General features: G+C 67.9%; 18 protein-coding genes and 1 pseudogene. 8 read left to right on the top strand and 11 right to left on the bottom strand.

Going from position 1 to position 19,290, the window contains the following annotated elements; genetic code table 11:
• Window positions 1–1,611, top strand: a 1,611-nt coding sequence (locus AC5RTT_RS15960) for a sensor histidine kinase (protein ID WP_494146004.1), incomplete at its 5' end; no start/stop codon positions are given.
• On the top strand, window positions 1,604–2,269 hold the full coding sequence (locus AC5RTT_RS15955; protein WP_494146003.1) for a response regulator: 666 nt from the start codon (window positions 1,604–1,606) through the stop codon (window positions 2,267–2,269). The genes AC5RTT_RS15960 and AC5RTT_RS15955, both read left to right, overlap by 8 nt.
• Window positions 2,270–2,275: 6 nt before the next feature.
• On the opposite strand, the gene AC5RTT_RS15950 is transcribed toward AC5RTT_RS15955, so the two are convergent.
• From AC5RTT_RS15950 to AC5RTT_RS15900, 11 genes are all read right to left on the bottom strand, one after another.
• Complete coding sequence (locus tag AC5RTT_RS15950; protein WP_494010534.1) at window positions 2,276–2,659, bottom strand: RidA family protein; 384 nt, start codon at window positions 2,657–2,659, stop codon at window positions 2,276–2,278.
• A 48-nt stretch (window positions 2,660–2,707) separates the two neighbouring features.
• A complete protein-coding gene (locus AC5RTT_RS15945; protein ID WP_494146002.1) occupies window positions 2,708–3,211 on the bottom strand; it encodes a GNAT family N-acetyltransferase in 504 nt (167 codons plus the stop codon).
• 110 nt (window positions 3,212–3,321) lie between these two features.
• Complete coding sequence (locus AC5RTT_RS15940; RefSeq protein WP_494010536.1) at window positions 3,322–4,131, bottom strand: inositol monophosphatase family protein; 810 nt, start codon at window positions 4,129–4,131, stop codon at window positions 3,322–3,324.
• On the bottom strand, window positions 4,128–6,416 hold the full coding sequence (ligA, locus tag AC5RTT_RS15935; protein ID WP_494146001.1) for an NAD-dependent DNA ligase LigA: 2,289 nt from the start codon (window positions 6,414–6,416) through the stop codon (window positions 4,128–4,130). Before ligA ends, AC5RTT_RS15940 begins: the two co-directional genes overlap by 4 nt.
• A gap of 37 nt (window positions 6,417–6,453) precedes the next feature.
• Complete coding sequence (locus tag AC5RTT_RS15930) at window positions 6,454–7,089, bottom strand: hypothetical protein (protein ID WP_494146000.1); 636 nt, start codon at window positions 7,087–7,089, stop codon at window positions 6,454–6,456.
• Between the two features lie 145 nt (window positions 7,090–7,234).
• A complete protein-coding gene (locus tag AC5RTT_RS15925; RefSeq protein ID WP_494145999.1) occupies window positions 7,235–7,858 on the bottom strand; it encodes a hypothetical protein in 624 nt (207 codons plus the stop codon).
• A gap of 120 nt (window positions 7,859–7,978) precedes the next feature.
• The gene (locus AC5RTT_RS15920; RefSeq protein ID WP_494145998.1) at window positions 7,979–8,779 is read right to left on the bottom strand and encodes a PP2C family protein-serine/threonine phosphatase; all 801 of its coding nucleotides are present in this window, start codon (window positions 8,777–8,779) and stop codon (window positions 7,979–7,981) included.
• Between the two features lie 81 nt (window positions 8,780–8,860).
• On the bottom strand, window positions 8,861–9,985 hold the full coding sequence (locus AC5RTT_RS15915) for an adenylate/guanylate cyclase domain-containing protein (protein WP_494010549.1): 1,125 nt from the start codon (window positions 9,983–9,985) through the stop codon (window positions 8,861–8,863).
• Window positions 9,975–10,574 (bottom strand): PH domain-containing protein, encoded by a 600-nt coding sequence (locus AC5RTT_RS15910; protein ID WP_494145997.1) that lies wholly within the window; start codon window positions 10,572–10,574, stop codon window positions 9,975–9,977. Before AC5RTT_RS15910 ends, AC5RTT_RS15915 begins: the two co-directional genes overlap by 11 nt.
• Window positions 10,567–11,475 carry a biotin--[acetyl-CoA-carboxylase] ligase gene (locus tag AC5RTT_RS15905; RefSeq protein WP_494051484.1) on the bottom strand — a complete coding sequence of 303 codons (909 nt, stop codon included), beginning with the start codon at window positions 11,473–11,475 and terminating at the stop codon, window positions 10,567–10,569. The genes AC5RTT_RS15910 and AC5RTT_RS15905 overlap by 8 nt, the downstream gene beginning before the upstream one ends.
• An 89-nt stretch (window positions 11,476–11,564) precedes the next feature.
• On the bottom strand, window positions 11,565–12,452 hold the full coding sequence (locus AC5RTT_RS15900) for an SDR family oxidoreductase (protein WP_494145996.1): 888 nt from the start codon (window positions 12,450–12,452) through the stop codon (window positions 11,565–11,567).
• A 226-nt stretch (window positions 12,453–12,678) separates the two neighbouring features.
• Between AC5RTT_RS15900 and AC5RTT_RS15895 the strand changes: the two genes are divergently transcribed.
• From AC5RTT_RS15895 to AC5RTT_RS15870, 6 genes and pseudogenes are all read left to right on the top strand, one after another.
• Window positions 12,679–14,262, top strand: a complete 1,584-nt coding sequence (locus AC5RTT_RS15895) for an acyl-CoA carboxylase subunit beta (protein WP_494145995.1) — start codon at window positions 12,679–12,681, stop codon at window positions 14,260–14,262.
• Between the two features lie 80 nt (window positions 14,263–14,342).
• Window positions 14,343–14,564, top strand: coding sequence for an acyl-CoA carboxylase subunit epsilon (locus AC5RTT_RS15890; protein WP_494010699.1), 222 nt, complete (start codon window positions 14,343–14,345; stop codon window positions 14,562–14,564).
• 63 nt (window positions 14,565–14,627) lie between these two features.
• Complete coding sequence (locus AC5RTT_RS15885) at window positions 14,628–16,319, top strand: DUF885 domain-containing protein (protein WP_494145994.1); 1,692 nt, start codon at window positions 14,628–14,630, stop codon at window positions 16,317–16,319.
• Between the two features lie 144 nt (window positions 16,320–16,463).
• Window positions 16,464–17,915, top strand: a complete 1,452-nt coding sequence (locus AC5RTT_RS15880; protein WP_494010555.1) for a dicarboxylate/amino acid:cation symporter — start codon at window positions 16,464–16,466, stop codon at window positions 17,913–17,915.
• Between the two features lie 198 nt (window positions 17,916–18,113).
• On the top strand, window positions 18,114–18,839 hold the full coding sequence (locus AC5RTT_RS15875; RefSeq protein ID WP_494145993.1) for a TetR/AcrR family transcriptional regulator: 726 nt from the start codon (window positions 18,114–18,116) through the stop codon (window positions 18,837–18,839).
• A 16-nt stretch (window positions 18,840–18,855) separates the two neighbouring features.
• Window positions 18,856–19,194, top strand: a pseudogene (locus AC5RTT_RS15870) (MMPL family transporter); the annotation flags it as partial.
• Window positions 19,195–19,290 lie beyond the last annotated feature (96 nt).

The following is a 19,290-nucleotide window of genomic DNA, read 5'->3' as shown; positions in this document are numbered from 1 at the left end:
CTCGCCCGAACCGGCGCCTCCCACCCCTCCGGCCGGGCCGCCGTGCAGGCCATCAGTGGGCGCGTGGGCACTCCCCCGCCGGCCGAACTCGCGGCCGGGCCCCTGATGCAGGCGGCCGAGGCCGCGCGCACCAGGACCGGAGCCTTGTTCGTGGTGATCACCGATGAAACGGGCCTCCGGCTGGCGCATCCGGAGCCGGAGCGGCTTGGCGAGAAGGTCAGCACCGACCCCACCGAAGCCTTGGCCGGACGCGAGGTCACCACCCGGAACACCGGGACGCTGGGCCCGTCCGCCGGAGCCAAGGTGCCGGTGTACGCCCCCGGCAGCTCCACCGTGGTGGGCGAGGTCAGCGTGGGCTATTCCATGGAGACGGTGGGCCAGAGCGTGGCCCGCGACATCGGCCCAGTGGCCGGGACGGCGGCGGGTGCCCTGCTGGCCGGCGTTCTGGGTTCCTTCCTGCTGCGCCGCCGGCTGCAGCGGCTGACGCTGGGCCTTGAACCGGAGGAGATCAGCACGCTGGTCCACGACCAGGTGGCGGTGCTGCAGGGCGTGGACGACGGCGTCATCGGCGTGAGTGCCGACGGCCGGATCAGTGTGTTCAACGCCGCCGCACAGCGCCTGCTCAGCCTGCCGGACCTGACCGGCGGGCGCTGGGAGGACGCCCCGGTCCCGGACCAGGTGAAGTCCCTGACCAGGCCCGGCACCGCAGGCAGCGAGGCCCTGGAAGTCGTGGCGGGCGGACGGGTGCTGGTGGCCAATGCCCGCAAGGCCCTGCACCGGCGGGAAGACCTCGGCTGGGTGGTGATGCTGCGCGACCGTACAGAACTGCAGGAACTCACCCGCCAACTGGATGCCGTGGGCACAATGTCGACGGCACTGCGCGCGCAGCGCCACGAATTCGCCAACCAGCTGCACACCCTGGCCGGGTTCATGAGCATCGGCCAGCACCGGCAGGCGCGCGAGTACCTGGCGCAGCTTGCCGCCACCGGCCCCCTCACGTTCCCGGTGGAGCAGGCCGAACTCCTGCAGGACCCCTACCTCCAGGCGTTCGTGGGTGCCAAGGGCGTGGAGGCCGAGGAGCGGGGCGTCGCCCTGCGGATCGGGCCAGAAACCCTGGTCCGCGGGCAGGTCACGGAGGCGCAGGACGTCACCACGGTGCTGGGCAACCTGATCGACAACGCGGTCAACGCGGCGGTGGCCGGCGCGGCAACGGAACGCTGGGTGGAGGTGGAGGTGCTGGACGAGCCGGGCGACGACGGCGGCACCCTCCACGTGGTGGTCGCGGACTCGGGTGACGGGCTGGAGGAGGGAACGGATGCCGAACAGGTGTTCACCGAAGGCTTCACCACCGCCACCGGCCCGTTGTCAAGGAACGGCCGTGCCGGCGGTCAGGGCTTTGGGCTGGCTCTTGCCCGGCAGCTGGCCCGGCGCCGCGGCGGGGACGTCAGGGTGTTGGACCGGGGCAGGCCGGGCGGACCCGGCGCCGTCTTCATGGCCACACTGCCGGGAACCACGGCGGGAAGTACGGGGTCGGCGGCACGCTCCGGGACACCAGAAGGAGATTCAGCTCCGCGAAGCGCGGACATGAAGGGAGACCACAACGATGGCTGAGGATTTCCGGGTCCTGATCGTGGACGACGACTTCCATGTGGCTAAGCTCCACGCCGCTTACGTGGACTCGGTGGCTGGCTTCCTGGCATTGGCGCCGGTAGGCACGGCCTCCCTGGCGATGCAGGCCATCCACAGCCTCCGTCCCGACCTGGTGCTGCTGGATGTCTACCTGCCGGACGCCTCCGGCCTGGACCTGCTGCAGCAGCTGGACGTCGATACCGTCATGCTCAGCGCGGCCTCGGATGCCCTGTCCGTCCGGACGGCCTTCCGCCGCGGTGCGCTGGGATACCTGCTGAAGCCGTTCACTGCTGACGCCCTGTCGCAGCAGCTGCGGTCCTACGCCCGGTACCGGCGGCTCCTCTCCAACCCCGGGGCGCTGGACCAGGACGCCGTGGAGCGCGCCAAGCGGTCACTGATCCCGGGGGACGTCACGCCGTCGGCGAAGCCACGCTCCGCCACGGAAGCCGCAGTGCTGGAGTCGCTGGTTCCCGGCGAACAGTATTCGGCGGCGGAAGTGGCCGGCCGGGTGGGCGTGTCCCGGGCAACCGCGCAACGCTACCTGTCGTCGCTCGCCGACGACGGCGCCGTCGACATCCAGCTGCGGTACGGGAGCACGGGCAGGCCGGAGCACCGCTACGGCCTGCCCGCCGCTCCGTAGATTTTTCTAGCTGGCGCTCTTCTGGGCCACGAGCTCGATCTCGACGAGCATCTTCGGGTCCAGGAACGGCAGCACATGCACCAGGGACAGGGTGGGGCGGATGTCGCCGAATACTTCGCCGTGGGCGCGGCCGGCTTCTTCCCACTTGCTGATGTCCGTCAGGTAGAGCTTGGACTGGACGACGTCCTCAAAGCTGAAACCGGCGTCGGCCAGGACCTTGCCGAGCTTCTGCAGGATGAACTGGGTCTGCGTGTAGAAGTCATCGCCCACGATGCCGTCCTCGCCGCTGGCCGCGGTGGCCGAAATGTACAGGGTGTTGTCCACCTGGACGGCGCGCGAGTAGCCGAGCGTCTGTTCCCAGACGGAGCCGGTTCCGAAGGTTTTGCGCATGGTGGGGCCTTTCAATGCCGGAAGTGGGTCGGCACCACTGTAGGGCTGCTACAGGTCCAGCCGGTAAACCAGCAGTTTTGTGTCGGTTCCGGGGACGAACCAGTCGCGCTGGGGTACACGGCGGAACCGGGCCTTGCGGTAGAGGCCGTGCGCGCTCTCCCACGTCTCCCCCGTGGTGAGGGCGATGCCGGTGATGCAGGGCAGCGACCGGGCATGGTCGATGAGGGCGTCCACCATGGCCTTTCCGGCTCCGCTGCGCTGTACGGCGGGGTCCACCACCAGCATGCGGAACTCGAGCTCATCCGGCAGTGCGATGTCCGCGTACGGTTCCCCGGCGGTGGCCAGCGTCACCGAACCCACCACGGCGCCGTCCCGCTCGGCCACCCAGATGGTGGCCTGGCCGGCGCGCAGCGCAACATCCTGGATCTTGCGCATGTACGGGTGTTCGGCGTCGTTGAAGTAGCCCGCAGCAAGGTAGGAATCGCGCGTGATGCGGGCAACGGCGTCGTAATCGGCCTCGACGGCGGCACGGATGGTGATCTGCGGTGGCACCCGTCAATGGTAGTGGCGGCTGCCGCTCCCCCGGCCCGAAAGGGCGCTTTCCGTGACTGAACTATCACGACCGGCGGCAGCGTACTGCCGCGTTGCCGGACCCTGGATGACTAGAGCGGGAACTTGCCGGACAGCTCCAGGCCGGCGGCGCAGGTCCAGGCGTCCAGCCTGTCGGCATCGGAGGGCCCGCCGTCGAGCGGGCTGGCCAGCCGGGGCCGCCGCACCCAGCAGCCGGCTTCCTCCGCGATGAGGGCACCGGCGGAGAAATCGTGCTCGTTGAGCCCGCGCTCGCCGTAGGCGTCATGGGTGCCGTCGGCCACCATGCACAGGTCCAGGGCGGCGGAACCCAGCCGCCGCACATCAGCGAACCCGTCCATGAGGCCCGCCAGCGCGGTGGCCTGGTCGGCGCGGACGGCAGGATCGTAGCTGAAGCCGGTGGCCAGGATCTGCCCCTTCCGCCCGGGGACCGGTCCCTCCAGCCGGGTGACCCGGCCGCCTTCCTCCAGCCAGGCGCCCTGGCCGCGGGAGGCATAGTAGGTGCGGCCGAGCGCAGGGGCGTTGACCACGCCGGCCAGCCAGGCGCCGTCGGCATCGGCGACCGCCACTGACGTGGCGTAGTAGACGATGTTGCGGATGAAGTTGGTGGTGCCGTCCAGCGGATCGATGGACCAGCGGTAGCCGCTGGGTGCCTCGGGCCGGGTAGTGCCGTGTTCCTCGCCGGTAATGCTGTCGTTCGGGCGGGCCGCTGCGATCACCCCGCGGACGGCGTTCTCGGCCGCGACGTCGAACGCGGTGACCCAGTCACCTGCCGCGCCCTTGTTGCTGGGAGCCAGGGTGTCCCCGTTCCTGGCGGCAAGCACCTTGGCTCCGGCCGCGGCGGCGGCCTTTGCCACAACCAGAAGTTCGTCAGGAGTGGTCATGCTGTTGCCTCCGCGGTGTCCTCATCGGTTTCCATCCCTGCCGGCGCCCCGGCGCCGTCACCGGGCAATGCGTCAGGGCCGCCTTCCAGCAACTGCCGGAAGCCGTCCTCGTCAAGCACCGGAATTCCGAGCTGTTCGGCCTTGTCCAGCTTGGTGCCGGCGCTTTCGCCGGCCACCAGGTAGCTGGTGTTCTTCGAAACCGAGCCTGCGGCCTTGCCGCCCCGGACGAGGATGGCTTCCTTGGCCTCGTCCCGGCTGAAATTGGGCAGGGATCCGGTGACCACCACCGTAAGGCCCTCGAGGGTGCGCGGGGTGGATTCGTCCCGTTCGTCTGCCATCCGGACGCCTGCCGCGGCCCAGCGGTCCACGATCTCCCGGTGCCAGTCCTCTGCGAACCATTCCTTGAGCGCGGCGGCGATGGTGGGCCCCACGCCGTCCACGTGGGCAAGGTCCTCCTCGGAGGCTGCCCGGATGGCATCCATGGTGCCGAAAGCCTGCGCGAGTGCCCGTGAAGCCCGCGGCCCGACGTGCCGGATGGACAGCGCCACCAGGACCCGCCACAGCGGCTGGGCCTTGGCTTTTTCCAGCTCCTTGAACAGTTTTTCGGTGGTGGCCGTGGGCTTGGACGGCGACTTGGCCGTGCCCTTGCTGTAGAAGTAGGGCACCAGTTCGTATTCGCCGGTGCCCACGCCCTTGGAGCGCTTCTCACGGCGGATCTTCACCGGGGCGAGGTCCTCGGGGGCGAGGTCGAACAGGGCTGCCTCGGAGGTCAGCGGTGGAACCACCGGCTCGGCCGGCTGCGTCAGCGCGATGGCGGCCTCCCAGCCAAGCGCCTCGATATCGAATGCCCCGCGGCCGGCGAGGTGGAATACCCGCTCACGGAGCTGCGAGGGGCAGGATTTCGCGTTGGGGCAGCGGATGTCCACGTCGCCTTCCTTGGCCGGGGCCAGGGGCGTTCCGCAGGAGGGGCATTCGGTGGGCATCACGAAGTCCCGCACTGGTGGATCCTGCTGGTCGCGCAGGGCCAGGACCGGGCCCACGATTTCCGGGATGACGTCCCCGGCCTTGCGGAGGACGACGATGTCGCCGATCTTCACACCCTTGGCCTTGACCACGTCCTGGTTGTGCAGGGTGGCCATCTCCACGGTGGAGCCGGCAACCTTGACCGGCTCCATCATGCCGAAGGGGGTCACCCGGCCGGTGCGGCCGACGTTGACCTGGATATCCAGGAGCTTGGTGTGCACTTCTTCCGGCGGGTACTTGTAGGCCACGGCCCAGCGCGGCACGCGGGTGGTGTAGCCAAGGGCCCGCTGGGTGGCGAAGTGGTCCGCCTTGATGACGATGCCGTCGATCTCGTGGAGCAGTTTGTGGCGCTGGGCCCCGTACTTTTCGATGAACGCCAGGACGTCCCCGCGGCTTTCCAGTACCTCGAAGTAAGGACTGACGGGCAGGCCCCAGCCCTTGAGCAGGTCATAGGTTTCGGACTGGCTGCGTGCTTCAAGCCCCTCGCGTGCGCCGATGCCGTGGACGAACATCTTCAGGGGACGCTTGGCGGTTTCGGCCGGGTCTTTCTGGCGGAGCGAACCGGCGGCGGCGTTGCGCGGATTGGCCAGCGGCGCCTTGCCCGCTTCGATCAGTGCCTCGTTGAATTCCGCGAACTCCTTCGACGGGATGAACACCTCGCCGCGGACTTCCATCTCTGCCGGGAAGTCTCCGCCCTCAAGCTGCTGCGGGATCTCCTTGATGGTGAGCACGTTGTGCGTGATGTCTTCACCGGTCGTTCCGTCGCCGCGGGTGGCGGCGCGGACCAGTTTCCCGTCCCGGTACAGCAGGTTGACGGCCAGGCCGTCGATCTTGAGCTCGGTGAGCCAGGAAGCCTTGGCCGCGCCGTCGCCAAGCTTTTCGATACTGGCTTCCGCCCTGTTCAGCCAGGCCTCCAGCTCATCGATGGAAAAGACGTCTTCCAGGCTGTACATGCGCTGCAGGTGTTCTACGGCCGCGAAAGCGGCGGACACCTCGCCGCCCACCTCCTGGGTGGGTGAATCGTTGGAGACCAGTTCGGGGTGGAGCGCCTCGATTTCCTCAAGGCGGCGGAAGAGAGTATCGAACTCAGCGTCCGATACCAGGGGAGCGTCCTCCTGGTAGTAGGCGAACCGGTACTTCCGGACGAGGTCCGCCAGGTTCTCGTATTCCTCGCGGAGGGAGTCGGAGGGGATGGCGTCCGGGCTGTCGGGGCTGCTGTTCCCGGGGATTGTCTTTTCTGCGGGGCCTGGTCCTGTGCTCACAGACCTATCTTGCCTTACGGGTGCGACACGACGCCGATTAGTGTGCCCGGAGGCGGGTCCTGCCCCACCAGATGAAGGCCGCACCCCCTGCGCCCACCAGGAGCGTGCCGGCTGCGATGGGAAGCAGTTCGGGACCCCCGGCGCCCGGACCGGCGGCCGGGGTTATGCCTGCCAGCTGCGTTGCCTCGGCGGACCGGGTGATGGGCGTATTCCAGTCCGGCGCACCGGAGGCCCCGGCCGAAGCGGAGGGGCCGGCCGATGTGGCGGCGCCGGTGCCAGCGGTGGCGGCTTCTTCGCCGGGCCTTTCCGGTGCTTCCTCTTCGGCTGCGTCCTGCACGGAGGGACCGGCTGCCGGCGCAGTGGCGGCCGGGGATGCCGCCGGTTGTTGGGCCCGGCCGGGTGCTTCTGCTGCCAGGTTCGCTGGCTGCGCCGGGGTTTCGGCCGGGGCCTGCGTGCGGCGTTCGACGTCCGCGGGTTCCGGCTTGCCGCCGCCAAGGAGGGGCAGGCACACAAGGCCGCAATCTTCGGCCGGAGCGTCCGCTCCGGGCGTGGCAGGTGATGGCTCCGGCGAATCGGCAACTGCAGGCCCTGCCAGGAAGAGGAGGGCGATGGCCAGGACCGCTGCTGCCGCGGTGGCCGTCGCAACACGGAGGGCCGGTGAAGTCGGGGTCATTGCTACCTTTCGATGCGCGCAGTCCCCCACCGCGGCTTTTCTGGTGTCCCCGGCAGTCTTCTACAGCCAGAGCCGGGGCCGCAAATCCGCTCAGTGTGCCCGGGGCTGTGGCCGGTGCGACCGCCCGCCTGCTGCCCGGCAGGTGTCAGTGCGCGCGGATGCGGTTCCTGCCCCACCAGGCAAAGGCTCCCCCGCCGGCGCCCACCAGGAGGACACCGGCGGCGACGGCCGGCAGGTTGGCGCCGTCGGACCCCGCCCCCTGCCGGGAGACAGCGGCTGCCTGGGTGGCTTTCGCTGACCGGGTGACGGGCGTGTTCCAGTTTGAGGACGACGACGGCGTGCCGGTTGAGGGGGCCGTTGCGGACGGAGTGGCTGCAGCCTCAGTTTCCGTTGGCCCGGCGGCCGGCTCGGCCGGCTCGGCCGGCATCAGTTCCACGGAGGCAGTGGGGGCCCCCGGATTTGCGGCCGGCGTGGACGGGGCGGCGGGCCGGGGTGCGGCGGGCAGCGAGGGATCGGGCCGGTCAGTTTCCGTGGGATCGTCGTCGGGCTTGGCCGTCTTGGTGGGGCGTGCTTCCGGGGTCCAGGTTCCAGTGGGTTCCTGCGCACATTCCTGTCCACAGCCAGGGGTCGAGGTGGAGGTCTGCGAGCCTGTCGGTTCAGGGGAATCGGCCCATGCGGCGCCCCCAGCGGGCAGTGTTATCGAGAGCGCCAGCACGGCTGCGGCGGCTGTTGCCGAGGCGGCGCGGAGTAGCGGACTGGACGGGGTCATGAATACCTTTCGGTGCGCGCAGTCCCCCGTCTGCGGCTTTCTGGTCTCAAAGCAGTCTTCTACAACACGCCGGAGGGCCGCAAATCCATCGAATGTGAAGCCCCCGGGGTATAGGCCTTGCTAGCCCCTGTTTTCGTCAGGTCCCGCGGAGGCGGCGGGAATGCTCCGGGCGTCCACCACGAGCACCGTAATGTTGTCACTTCCGCCGCTGTCCAGCGCGGCCTCGATGAGGGCATCTACGGCATCCTGTGGATCCTGCACGCTGGCGAGGATCCGCAGAATGCCGTCGTCAGGAAGCTCGCCGGTGAGCCCGTCGGAGCAGACAACCAGACGGTCGCCTTCCTCAACCGGAAGCAGCCAGAAATCCGCCTCGGTTTCGTCGCCGGCACCAAGTGCCCGGGTGACAACGTGGCGGCGGGGATGGGTCCTGGCCTCCTCGGGCGTAATCTCACCGGCATCCACGAGTTCCTGGACCTCGGAGTGGTCAACGGTAATTTGCTGCAGGCGGCCCTGGCAGAGCCGGTACGTCCTGGAATCGCCGATATTCATCACCAGCCAGTACGGTACGCCGAGCTGTTCAACGAGGGCCGCCCCGGTGAGGGTGGTGCCAGCCCTGGAGCCCGTGGCCTGGCGGATGGAGTGGTCGGCAAGGACCAGGTGGTGTTGGAGGACTGCGGCGGTGACGCTCCGCTCGCCCGTGGCCACTTGGGGTATGGCGGCCAGGGCCTGGACGCACAGTGCACTGGCAACCTCGCCGGCCTCGTGGCCGCCCATCCCGTCCGCCACGGCGAAAATAGGGTCCGAAGCGATGTAGGAGTCCTCATTCAACTCCCGGCGGAGTCCCCGGTCTGTCCCCTGGCCGCTGCGCAGGGTGAGCGTCGGCCGGAAAGTGGACGGAACACTGGCGGGCTGCTGATTCATGCCTGTCCTAAGTAGACGTACGGTGTAAGGGATGCTGGATTCCAGGCAGCAATCCCCTGCCCCGCCCCAACATTCGCGATCCTAATCGAGCACCAGCCCCTTGCCCAGCCCGCGGGTGAGGCGCACGGGCCGGATTTCGCCGAAGCCGCGCACGTTCTCCGGCGGCTGGGGAACCATCACGAAACGCTCGTCATGCTCCAGCGCAGAGGCGGTCATGGAGTCCACCAGCACCGTGCCCGGATCGGCCAGCGTGGTCAGGCGCGCGGCGAGGTTGACGGTGGGCCCATAGATGTCCCCAAGCCGGGACAGGATCCGTCCCCAGACCATCGCAACCCGGGCCTCGGGAAGGATTTCATCTTCCGTGAAGGCCTGGGCGAGGGCCAGCGAAATCTCGGCGCCGGCAGCAGGGGTTTCCGCGATGTAGAGGACTTCGTCCCCCACGGTCTTCACCAGCCGGCCGCCGCCCACGGAGATGATCTCGGCGCACTTGTTTTCAAACCGCTGGACCAGCCGCGCCAGCGTTTTCTCGTTCATGCGACGGGACAGGCTGGTGTAGGACACCAGGTCGGCGAAGCCCACGGCGCGGGCCAGCGGCAGCGGCGCGTCATCCTCGTCACCCTCCCGGCCCTCTTCGCTGGCCTGCAGGCCGGCCTCGGCGCGCACGGCGAGCCGCTGCACGCCGGCGTTGAGCTGGCGCCGCCAGGAGTAGACCAACACTTCCTCAAGCGCGTCCACCAGGGTGGGAAGTTCGTTAACCAGGCGTTTACGTGCCACGGCGTCGGTGACGCCCTGTTCGTGGACCATGTCCTCCACGAGGGCCTCGATCTGCCACACCACCATCCGGTCCGTCATCTGGCCGATGGCCCGGGTGACGGAAATGGCGGCTTCCTCGGTGAGCTTTCCGGTGCGGACCAGGTCCACCACGGTGGACAGGGCGGCCTGGTCCCGTTCGGTGAAGGCGACGTCCTCGTCGCCGAAGTTCGGGAAGCCGAGGGCACGCCAAAGCTTGCGTGCGGACAGCAGGGACAGTCCGGCCCCGGCGGCGACTTCACGACGGCGGAGCTTGCGTTCCCCGCCCAGGAGCCGGGCTTCCAGCGCCTTCATGGCCAGCCGCTCCGCGGACATGGTGCCGGTGGCCGGGTTAGGGTCCGTGGCGGGCGGCGGCGCTACGGGGTCGACGCGTTCCTGCTGGTCCTCATCGGTCATCCCGTCCACCTTCTCTCATGTCCCACGGCAAAGCTTCGGCGGGGTAGTGCGTTGCGCCGCCCGGCTGGGCATCACCTTCGTCCGGCAATTCCCCGATGGCATCGAGGATGAATTCCCTGAACCGGACCACCTCCGGCACGTCCTGAAATATGACCACGCCCTGGTACCCGGTTTCCAAGGATATATTCCCTGAGCGCAGGAGGCGTTGCAGCACTGTTTCGTGGACAGTCAGGTTGCGGATCCAGGCCAGGTCCACCTGCTGGTCCCGCCGTTTGAGCCGGCCGTACCTTGCCACCATCCTGCGGCTGGTCAGGGTGTAGCGCGTGCTGTGCCAACGCAGCAGGCGGGGCAGGCAGTAGCCCAGCCACACCCAGGCCACGGCACCGGCGCAGGCAGCCACCAGCCAGGGGGTCCACTGGGGAGTGAGGAAGGGTACATAACGGCTGGCCTCGCCCCGGAGGATCCAGGCGGAGGCGAAGGCGGCAAGCGCGGGTGACACCACAAAAGCGAACGCGGCTCCTGCCAGCTTCCTCGGCTGCGGGCGTGTGGTGACAATCACCTGTTCGCCCGGCGCGAGGTCTTTACGCATAGCCGCCTTGGCCGGCGTCGTCAGGGGACGTCCAGGGGCGCAGGTGCACCACGTCACCGGCGGTCACCACGTGCTCCCGGGAATCCTTATCCACCACCAGCAGCGAGCCGTAGTCGTCCAGCCGCGAGGCATGCCCGATGATCTCGTGGTCGCCGGGCAGCTGCGCCCTGACCTGCTTGCCCAGGGTGGCCATCACGGCTTCCACGCGCTTGTGCAGGGACGGCCCGCCGGCCATCCCCGCCGCGGGATCGCCGTCGGCGTTGCAGAAACTGCGGTACAGGACGGCGAAATGCGACAGGTAGCTTTTCAGGAGCAGCGTCCTGTCGGTGGTGCGGGCACCTTCCAGGGCAACGGAAGTGGCAGTTGGAACGGGCAGCTCGCCCTCACGCAGGGTGACGTTCAGGCCCGTCCCGAGGATGACCGGCGGCACGGTCCCGTCCCCCATGGGGCCAAGCTGGGCCAGGATGCCGGCGATCTTCCGGCCGCGGACCAGGACGTCGTTGGGCCACTTGAGTTCTGCGGGAAGGCCGGCGGTTTCCAGGAGGGTCTCCCGCAGGGCCAGCGCGGCGATCAGCGAGAGCCAGGAATAGCTGTGCGTGGGCAGCGGCCTGCCGTCCGCGTTGACGGGCCGCAGGACCACCGACACGGAGATGGAACTCAGCGGCGGCGCTTCCCAGTGCCGGTCAAGGCGCCCCCTGGCTGCTGTCTGGTATTCCGCGGTCAGGACGGACATATCCGGCCACGCCTGGGGTTCGACAGTGACTGCGCGGAGGAGGTCCGCGTTGGTGGAACCCGTGGAGTCAACCACCTCCATCCGGGGAATCCCGGCGGCGGACAGGAAGCGCTGGTCATCCAGGTCCCAGCGGTTGAGGGGGGTGCCCGGGTTATGCGCGTCATCCATGCCTAAATCCTAGCGAGCCAAACGCGCGGGAGGATCGGCCGCCCAAAGCGGACGCGGCGCGTGCCACGTCCGCTAGACAAACGCGGCTGTTAGAGGAAGATGTCCGGAACCAGCTGGTCCTCGGGCGCGCCGAGGCTGTACGCACTGAAATCACTGACCCCCGCGGCCGCCAGGACCTCTTCATCCGTGTAAAAGTTGCCGCTCGGCACGCCGCCCGCGCCCAGGTTGCTGCCGGTAAGGACAGCATGGGCGGCATCGGCCATAATGGCCGGTCCCCGGGCGGCCCGGACCATCACGTCGCCGTGGGGCATGTTCCGGATGGCGGCTGTGTCTATAAGGGTGCAGGGCCAGAGCGAGTTCACCCTGATCCCGTCGGCCTTCAGCTCTTCGGCAAGCCCCAGGGTGGTGAGGCTCATGCCGTACTTGGCCATGGTGTAGGCCAGGTGTTTGCCCGCCCAGAAGGGGTCGAGGTTCAGGGGCGGCGAAAGGGTGAGGATCTGGCCCTGCCAGGACGCGCGCAGCGCCGGCAGGGCGAGCTTGGAGAGCAGGAACGTGCCGCGGACATTGATGTCCTGCATGAGATCGTACTTCTTCATGTCCACGTCACCGGTCCGCGAAAGGTCGATGGCCGAGGCGTTGTTAATAACGACGTCGATACCACCGAACCGCTCAACCGCGGCCTCAACCGCGCGGGTGACGTCCTCGTCGCGGCGCACGTCACCCACGAGGGGCATGGCCTGGCCGCCGGCTTCCTCCAGTTCCCGGGCCGCTGTGTGGACCGTGCCGGCGAGCTTGGGGTGCGGCTCCCCCGTCTTTGCCATCAGGACGATATTGGCTCCGTCCCTGGCGGCGCGGAGGGCGATGGCCAGGCCGATGCCGCGGCTTCCGCCGGAGATGAGGAGGGTCTGTCCGTGAAGCGAACCGGAAGCGCGGTAGGGGCTTCCGGTGGTCTGCGCAACGTCATTGCTCGAAGTCATCTGCCTACTGTAACCCAGCAAAGTTACCAGCGAGTAACATAGTGGTGCGGCTGGAGGCACGGCAGAAAATTGTAGGTTCCCTACAGCTGCGGGCGCCCAAAGCGTCACTAGACTTGCCTTCAGGGTTCGACCTTTGTGTGGATGCTACTTAAGCTCCGCCCCGGCGTAACCCGCCAGCAACCAGAGCGCCACGAAACACAATCTGCAACAGAGCCGGAGATACCTGATGAGCCACGATCTGACCACGACAGCGGGAAAGATTGCCGATTTCCGCGACCGGCAGGCCCGTGCCGAGCAGCCCTCCGGCCCCGAAGCCATCGAAAAGCAGCACGCACGCGGCAAGAACACGGCCCGCGAACGCATCGGCCTGCTGCTGGACGAGGACTCGTTCGTGGAGTTCGACGCACTGGCAGTGCACCGCTCCACAGCATTCGGCATGGAGAAGAAAAAGCCCCTGGGCGACGGTCTGGTATCGGGCTACGGAACGGTGGATGGCCGCCTCGTGGCCGTATACAGCCAGGATTTCTCCGTCTACGGCGGTTCCCTGAGCCAGGTCAACGGCGAAAAAATCGTCAAGGTGCAGGAGTTCGCCTTGCGGAACGGCTGCCCCGTGGTGGGCATCCTGGACGGCGGCGGCGCCCGCATCCAGGAAGGCGTCGCTTCGCTGGCCATGTTCGCGGATATCTTCCGCAACAACGTCCACGCCTCGGGTGTTGTCCCGCAGATTTCCATGATCATGGGCCCGTCCGCCGGCGGCGCGGCCTACTCCCCCGCCCTCACCGACTACGTAGTGATGGTGGACAAGACCTCGCACATGTTCATCACCGGCCCCGACGTCATTAAGACCGTTACGGGCGAGGACGTGGACATGGAGACCCTGGGCGGCGCCCGCCAGCACAACGCCACCACCGGCACCTCCACCTACCTGGCCCCGGACGAAGGCGATGCGATCGAGTTCGTCCGTGAACTGCTGGACTTCCTGCCCTCCAACAACCTCTCCGAGGCCCCGGTGGCGGATCACCAGCAGGAGCTGGAGATCGACGACGACGACCTCGCCCTGGACACGCTGGTCCCGGATTCGGCCAACCAGCCCTACGACATGCGCGCCGTGGTCGAGCAGATCGTGGATGACGGCCACTTCCTGGAAATGCAGGCCCTCTACGCACCCAACGTCATGATCGGTTACGGCCGCGTGGAAGGCCACACGGTGGGCATCGTAGCCAACCAGCCGCTGCAGTTCGCCGGAACCCTGGACATCGCTGCCTCGGAAAAGGCGGCCCGCTTTGTCCGCCACTGCGACGCCTTCAACATCCCGATCATCACCCTCGTGGACGTGCCGGGCTTCCTCCCCGGCAAGGACCAGGAGTTCCAGGGCATCATCCGGCGCGGCGCCAAACTGCTGTACGCCTATGCCGAGGCCACCGTTCCCAAGCTCACCGTCATCACCCGCAAGGCCTACGGCGGCGCCTACATCGTGATGGGCTCCAAGAAGCTCGGCGCCGACCTGAACCTTGCCTGGCCTACCGCCCAGATCGGTGTCATGGGCGCGCAGGGCGCCGTCAATATCCTTTACCGCCGCGACCTCGCCGCGGTTGCGGAGGCCGGCGGAGACGTCGAGGCGCGGCGCGCCGAGGTCATCCGGCAGTACGAGGAGGAACTCCTCAATCCCTACCAGGCGGCCGAGCTCGGCTACGTCGACGCCGTCATCGCACCCTCCGATACGCGGGTGCAGATTATTAGGGGGCTCCGCGCGCTGCGTGACAAACGCGCCAGCCTCCCCGCCAAGAAGCATGGGAACATCCCGCTGTGAGCATCGAAGAGCAGCCGTTGGCTGAGCCTGGGCCCACCGCCGCCGGGTTCCCTGACCGAGCCCGCGAGGTTAGGGAGCGGCTGGGGAGGGAAACCCCTGAAACTGCCGCGCCCCTGTTCTCGGTGGTCAAGGGGCAGCCTGACGCCGAGGAACTGGCGGCTCTGACCGCCGTCGTACTCTCCCTGGGCGGTTCGGCACCTGCTCCGGCGCGCACGCCCACCGTCCGCCACTGGGTGCGGCGGCAGCAGCTGCGGCTCGCCCCCACACCGGGACCTGGCGCCTGGAAGCGCAGCCGGGGCTGACCGGCCCACCGCAAAGCCACGCGGGTGCTTTGCTTACCTCCGGACCCCCGTTAGTCTCGGGAGGTGACTACCGAGACCGCTCCTGCTGCCCGCCCTCACACCCGCATTGACGCCGTGGCGGACGCATACACCGACACGCTCGTCAGCCTGAACCCGTCGCTGGCCACCACGCTGGGCGTGCCGGGACACGAGACCGAATTTCAGGACTTCTCCCCCGCAGGCATCGCGGGGTTCGCCGAGGCCGCGCGGAAGGCCCTGTCCGACCTGGAAGGCCTGGAGCCCCAGGACGAGGTGGACACCGTCACGCTGGATGCCATGCAGGAGCGGCTCGGCCTGCAGCTGCTGATCCACGCCTCCGGCTGGGACTACGCCGACCTCAACAACATCGCCTCGCCCGCACAGGACATCCGGTCGATTTTCGACCTGATGCCCACGGCCACCGAACAGGACTGGGCGAACATCGCCGGCCGCGCGCACAACGTGCCCGGCGCCATCGCCGGCTACGTCGAATCCCTGCGGTCCGCCCGCGACGCCGGCCGGGTCGCCGCCGCCCGCCAGGTGAAGATCGTCATTGACCAGGCCACCAGGTACGCGGCTGCTGACGGCTTCTTCGCCAAGCTTGCCGCCGGTGCTGCCACGGCCGTAGGGCCGCTGGGGGTGGACGTGCAGCAAAAGCTCGACGCCGGTTCGGTCGCCGCCCGCGGTGCCTACACCCGGCTCGCCGAATTCCTTCGCGACGAACTGCTTCCTGCCGCCCCGGAAAAAGACGCCGTGGGCCGGGCACGCTACGCCCTCGCCTCCCGTGCTTTCCTCGGCGCCGTCGTGGACCTGGACGAAACGTACGCCTGGGGCGTGCAGGAGCTGGACCGCATCATCGCCGAGCAGGAGGAAGTGGCCGCCGCCATCAAGCCGGGTGCGGGCATTGCCGAGGCCAAGGAGATCCTCAACAGCGACCCTGCCCGCCGGCTCAAAGGCACCGAGGCGCTGCGGGAATGGATGCAGGAACTCTCGGACAAGGCCGTGACCGAACTCGCCGGCGTGCACTTCGACATTCCGGACGTCATGAAGAAGCTGGAGTGCCTGATCGCACCCACGGACGAGGGTGGCATCTACTACACCGGCCCTTCCGATGACTTCAGCAGGCCCGGCCGGATGTGGTGGTCCGTGCCGGCCGGCGAGGACTCCTTCACCACCTGGGCGGAAACCACCACCGTCTACCACGAAGGCGTCCCGGGCCACCACCTCCAGGTGGCCACTGCCACCTACCGGCGTGAACTGCTGAACAAATGGCGCCGCAACATCTGCTGGACCTCGGGCCATGGCGAAGGATGGGCCCTGTATGCGGAACGACTGATGCAGGAACTGGGCTACCTCAACGACCCCGGCGACCACATGGGCATGCTGGACATGCAGCGGATGCGCGCGGCGCGCGTGGTGTTCGACATCGGCGTCCACCTGGAACTGGCCGTGCCCCCGCGCTGGGGCTCGGGGACCTGGACACCGGAAAAGGGGTACGGATTCCTGAAGCAGAACCTGGCCATCAGCGAGGGACAGCTCGACTTCGAGTTCGCACGGTACCTCGGCTGGCCGGGCCAGGCGCCCTCCTACAAGGTGGGGCAGCGGCTTTGGGAACAGATCCGTGCCGAACTCGAGGCCCGGCCCGGATTCAACCTCAAGGACTTCCACACCCGCGCCCTCAACGTCGGTTCGGTCGGGCTGGACACCCTGCGGCGGGCCCTGCTCGGGAGACATTAAGCACACCCCGGCCGGGAATAAGTAACAAAGGGCGGTGAATTCGCCGGCTTTCCGCGGAACCCGATACGTCAGAGCAAAAGAAGGCGCGTAATATTTCTCAACATGCTTTCGGCGTGATATGCGGAGTGGTCCTAGCGTAATCGGGTGAGCACATCGACCCGCCCCTCAGATACCGCAGGAAAGACCGGCTTCCAGCTCCCCAAGTGGGCTGGTTCATTCGGCTTCCAGATCATCGCCGCCCTCATCGTCGGTCTCGGACTCGGCCTGCTGGCCAAGTACACCGGCAGCACCAAGGCTGCTCCCAACGGTCTCGGGGCCACCCTGCAGACCATCGGTTCGAGCTACGTCTCCCTGCTGCAGACCGCCGTCGTTCCCCTGATCTTCACCGCAGTTGTCAGCTCCATCTCCAACCTGCGCCAGGTGTCCAACGCTGCGAAGCTCGCCTGGAACACCCTGCTCTGGTTCGCCATCACCTCGTTGATTGCCGTGCTGATCGGCATCGGCCTGGGCGTGCTCCTGCAGCCCGGCGCCAACACCGGGATCACCGAGGAGGCGAAGTACTCCGGCAAGTCAGGTGACTGGTGGTCCTTCCTCATCGGGCTGTTCCCCAAGAACTTCCTGGGCCTGGGTGCCACCTCCACGGTGGCTGAATCCGGCGCCGTCACCACATCCGTAAGCTTCAACGTCCTGCAGATCCTGGTGATCGCCATCGCCGTCGGCGTGGCCGCGCTGAAGGTGGGCAAGGCGGCAGAACCCTTCCTGAACCTGAACGCCTCGGCCCTGGCCGTCATCCAGAAGGTGCTGTGGTGGATCATCCGCATCGCTCCCCTGGGCACCGTCGGGCTCATCGGCAACGCCGTGGCCGTTTACGGCTGGGACACCATCGGCTCGCTGGGCAAGTTCACGGCGGCCATCTACCTGGGCCTGGCCCTGGTGCTCTTCGTGGTGTACCCCGTCCTGGTCCGCACCCACGGGCTCTCCATCAAGCAGTACTTCTCGGGTGTCTGGCCGGCAGTCCAGCTCGCATTCGTGTCCCGCTCCTCGGTGGGCACCCTGCCGCTCACGCAGCGGGTCACCGAACGCAGCCTGGGCGTTCCCCGCGGCTACGCCTCCTTCGCCGTGCCGCTGGGCGCCACCACCAAGATGGACGGCTGCGCAGCCATCTACCCGGCCATCGCCGCCATCTTCGTGGCACAGTTCTTCGGCATCCAGCTCGACTTCAGCCAGTACCTGCTGATCGCCCTGGTTTCCGTCCTGGGCTCGGCGGCCACCGCGGGAACCACCGGTGCCGTGGTGATGCTGACGCTGACCCTTTCCACGCTGGGACTGCCGCTGGCCGGCGTCGGCCTCCTGCTGGCCATCGACCCCATCCTTGACATGGGCCGCACCGCGGTGAACGTGGCAGGCCAGGCGCTGGTCCCCACCATCGTGGCCAAGCGCCAGGGCATCCTGGACGAGTCGCTGTACAACGCGCCGCGCAACGGCACCCCGTTCGTTGATGACAGTGACGCCGCTGCCGCACCGTCCGCCGGCACCCCGTCTGACGGAACCAGCACGGACACCGCACCGCGCGAACTGCAGGATGCGAAGGCCTAAGCCGCGCCGAGCGTGATCGGAGGAAGTCCCCGGGAAGAACATCCCGGGGACTTCGTTTTGTTATGCCCTGATTCTGTGTGCCCCGTTTCGGACAGTGCCTGCCGCCGCCGATCCAGGTTCTGTGAAGGCTGTCAGCAACCTATATTCCTGCTGTGAGAATAGTTGCCCGGAGTGCAAAGTTGCACGTAGTGTAAGAACGTGACTGCTGCCTCTCCTGCCCCCGCTGACCCGGCCGCGCCTCCCTCCCGGCGCGAGCTCAACAAGGCCGCCACCCGCCAGGCGATCACCGACGCCGCGCTTGGCCTTCTGCGGACCAACGGTCCCGGCAATTTCACGGCCGAAGACATTGCTGAGGCCGCCGGGATCTCGCGGCGCACGTTCTTCAACTACTTCAGCAGCACGGACGCCGCCCTGGCCTCCATCACGCATGCTTTCCTGGACAACGCCATCCAGCAACTGAGGCTCCGGCCCGCGGACGAACCTGTCCTGGATTCAGCCCAGGCCGCGCTGATGGCCCTCGCGGATCCGGAAGCCATCGCACCCCTTGCCGAGCTGTTCACGCTGACCCAACAGAGCCCGCTCATGTCGCATACCGAGCTTGAAGCCTGGGACCACTGCAGGGCACAGGTCTTCGCCATCGCCCGCGAGCGGGTGGCGGGCCGGCGCGGCGGGCAGGACGACCTGTACATCCACGCCCTCGCGGGTTCCGTCATCTCCTGCGGCAAGGCGGCCCTGGAAGTCTGGTTCGGCCGCCGCGGCCCGGACCTCTCCCCCGCCTCCCTCGCAGAGCTGCGCCAGCTGCTCATTGACGCCATGGCCCTGCTGGGCGCCGGCTTCAACGCTTCCCCGCCCCCAACCGGTGCCCCCCGCGCCGTGGCAGCGCAGGAAACCAAACCTTCCCCGTCAGACTCCCGTTCCTCCTGATCAGATCGGTTCCCTCATGGCACTGTTCCTTTACCGCCTTGGCAAGTTCTCCTACCGCCGGCGCTGGCTGGTCATCGCACTGTGGGTGGCCGCCCTGGTGGCTGTCGGTGGTTCCGCGGCGGCCTTCCACGGCACCCTTTCCAACAACTTCCAGATCCCGGGCACCGAAACCCAGCGGATCGCGGACAAGCTGAAAGAGGACCTGCCCTCGGCCTCCGGCGGCACCGCCACCATTGTTTTCGAAGCCCCGGAGGGCGGCTTCACGGACGAGGGCCGGGCCGCCGTCACCGGCGCGCTGCAGAAGCTCGAGACCCTGCCGGACGTCCGCGGGACCGTGGACCCCTTCGCCACCCAATGTTCGGATAGCCGGTCCCACGCGGGATCCGGCCTACACCAGGAGCCCCGGCCTTGATCAGTTTCCTCCGCGGAACCGTAGCGCACGTAGGCCTGT

The organism is Arthrobacter sp. Y3221157 (genome assembly GCF_059089865.1).
This window is presented reverse-complemented; position numbering and strand designations above follow the sequence as displayed.

What these genes read in the sequence shown, in the direction of transcription:
- AC5RTT_RS15930 (WP_494146000.1), bottom strand. Translation starts at nt 7,089, where the DNA reads ATGACCCCGACTTCACCGGCCCTCCGTGTTGCGACGGCCACCGCGGCA.
- AC5RTT_RS15950 (WP_494010534.1), bottom strand. Translation starts at nt 2,659, where the DNA reads ATGCGCAAAACCTTCGGAACCGGCTCCGTCTGGGAACAGACGCTCGGC.
- AC5RTT_RS15915 (WP_494010549.1), bottom strand. Translation starts at nt 9,985, where the DNA reads ATGACCGATGAGGACCAGCAGGAACGCGTCGACCCCGTAGCGCCGCCG.
- AC5RTT_RS15905 (WP_494051484.1), bottom strand. Translation starts at nt 11,475, where the DNA reads ATGGATGACGCGCATAACCCGGGCACCCCCCTCAACCGCTGGGACCTG.
- AC5RTT_RS15900 (WP_494145996.1), bottom strand. Translation starts at nt 12,452, where the DNA reads ATGACTTCGAGCAATGACGTTGCGCAGACCACCGGAAGCCCCTACCGC.
- AC5RTT_RS15920 (WP_494145998.1), bottom strand. Translation starts at nt 8,779, where the DNA reads ATGAATCAGCAGCCCGCCAGTGTTCCGTCCACTTTCCGGCCGACGCTC.
- AC5RTT_RS15895 (WP_494145995.1), top strand. Translation starts at nt 12,679, where the DNA reads ATGAGCCACGATCTGACCACGACAGCGGGAAAGATTGCCGATTTCCGC.
- AC5RTT_RS15940 (WP_494010536.1), bottom strand. Translation starts at nt 4,131, where the DNA reads ATGACCACTCCTGACGAACTTCTGGTTGTGGCAAAGGCCGCCGCCGCG.
- AC5RTT_RS15955 (WP_494146003.1), top strand. Translation starts at nt 1,604, where the DNA reads ATGGCTGAGGATTTCCGGGTCCTGATCGTGGACGACGACTTCCATGTG.
- AC5RTT_RS15925 (WP_494145999.1), bottom strand. Translation starts at nt 7,858, where the DNA reads ATGACCCCGTCCAGTCCGCTACTCCGCGCCGCCTCGGCAACAGCCGCC.
- AC5RTT_RS15910 (WP_494145997.1), bottom strand. Translation starts at nt 10,574, where the DNA reads ATGCGTAAAGACCTCGCGCCGGGCGAACAGGTGATTGTCACCACACGC.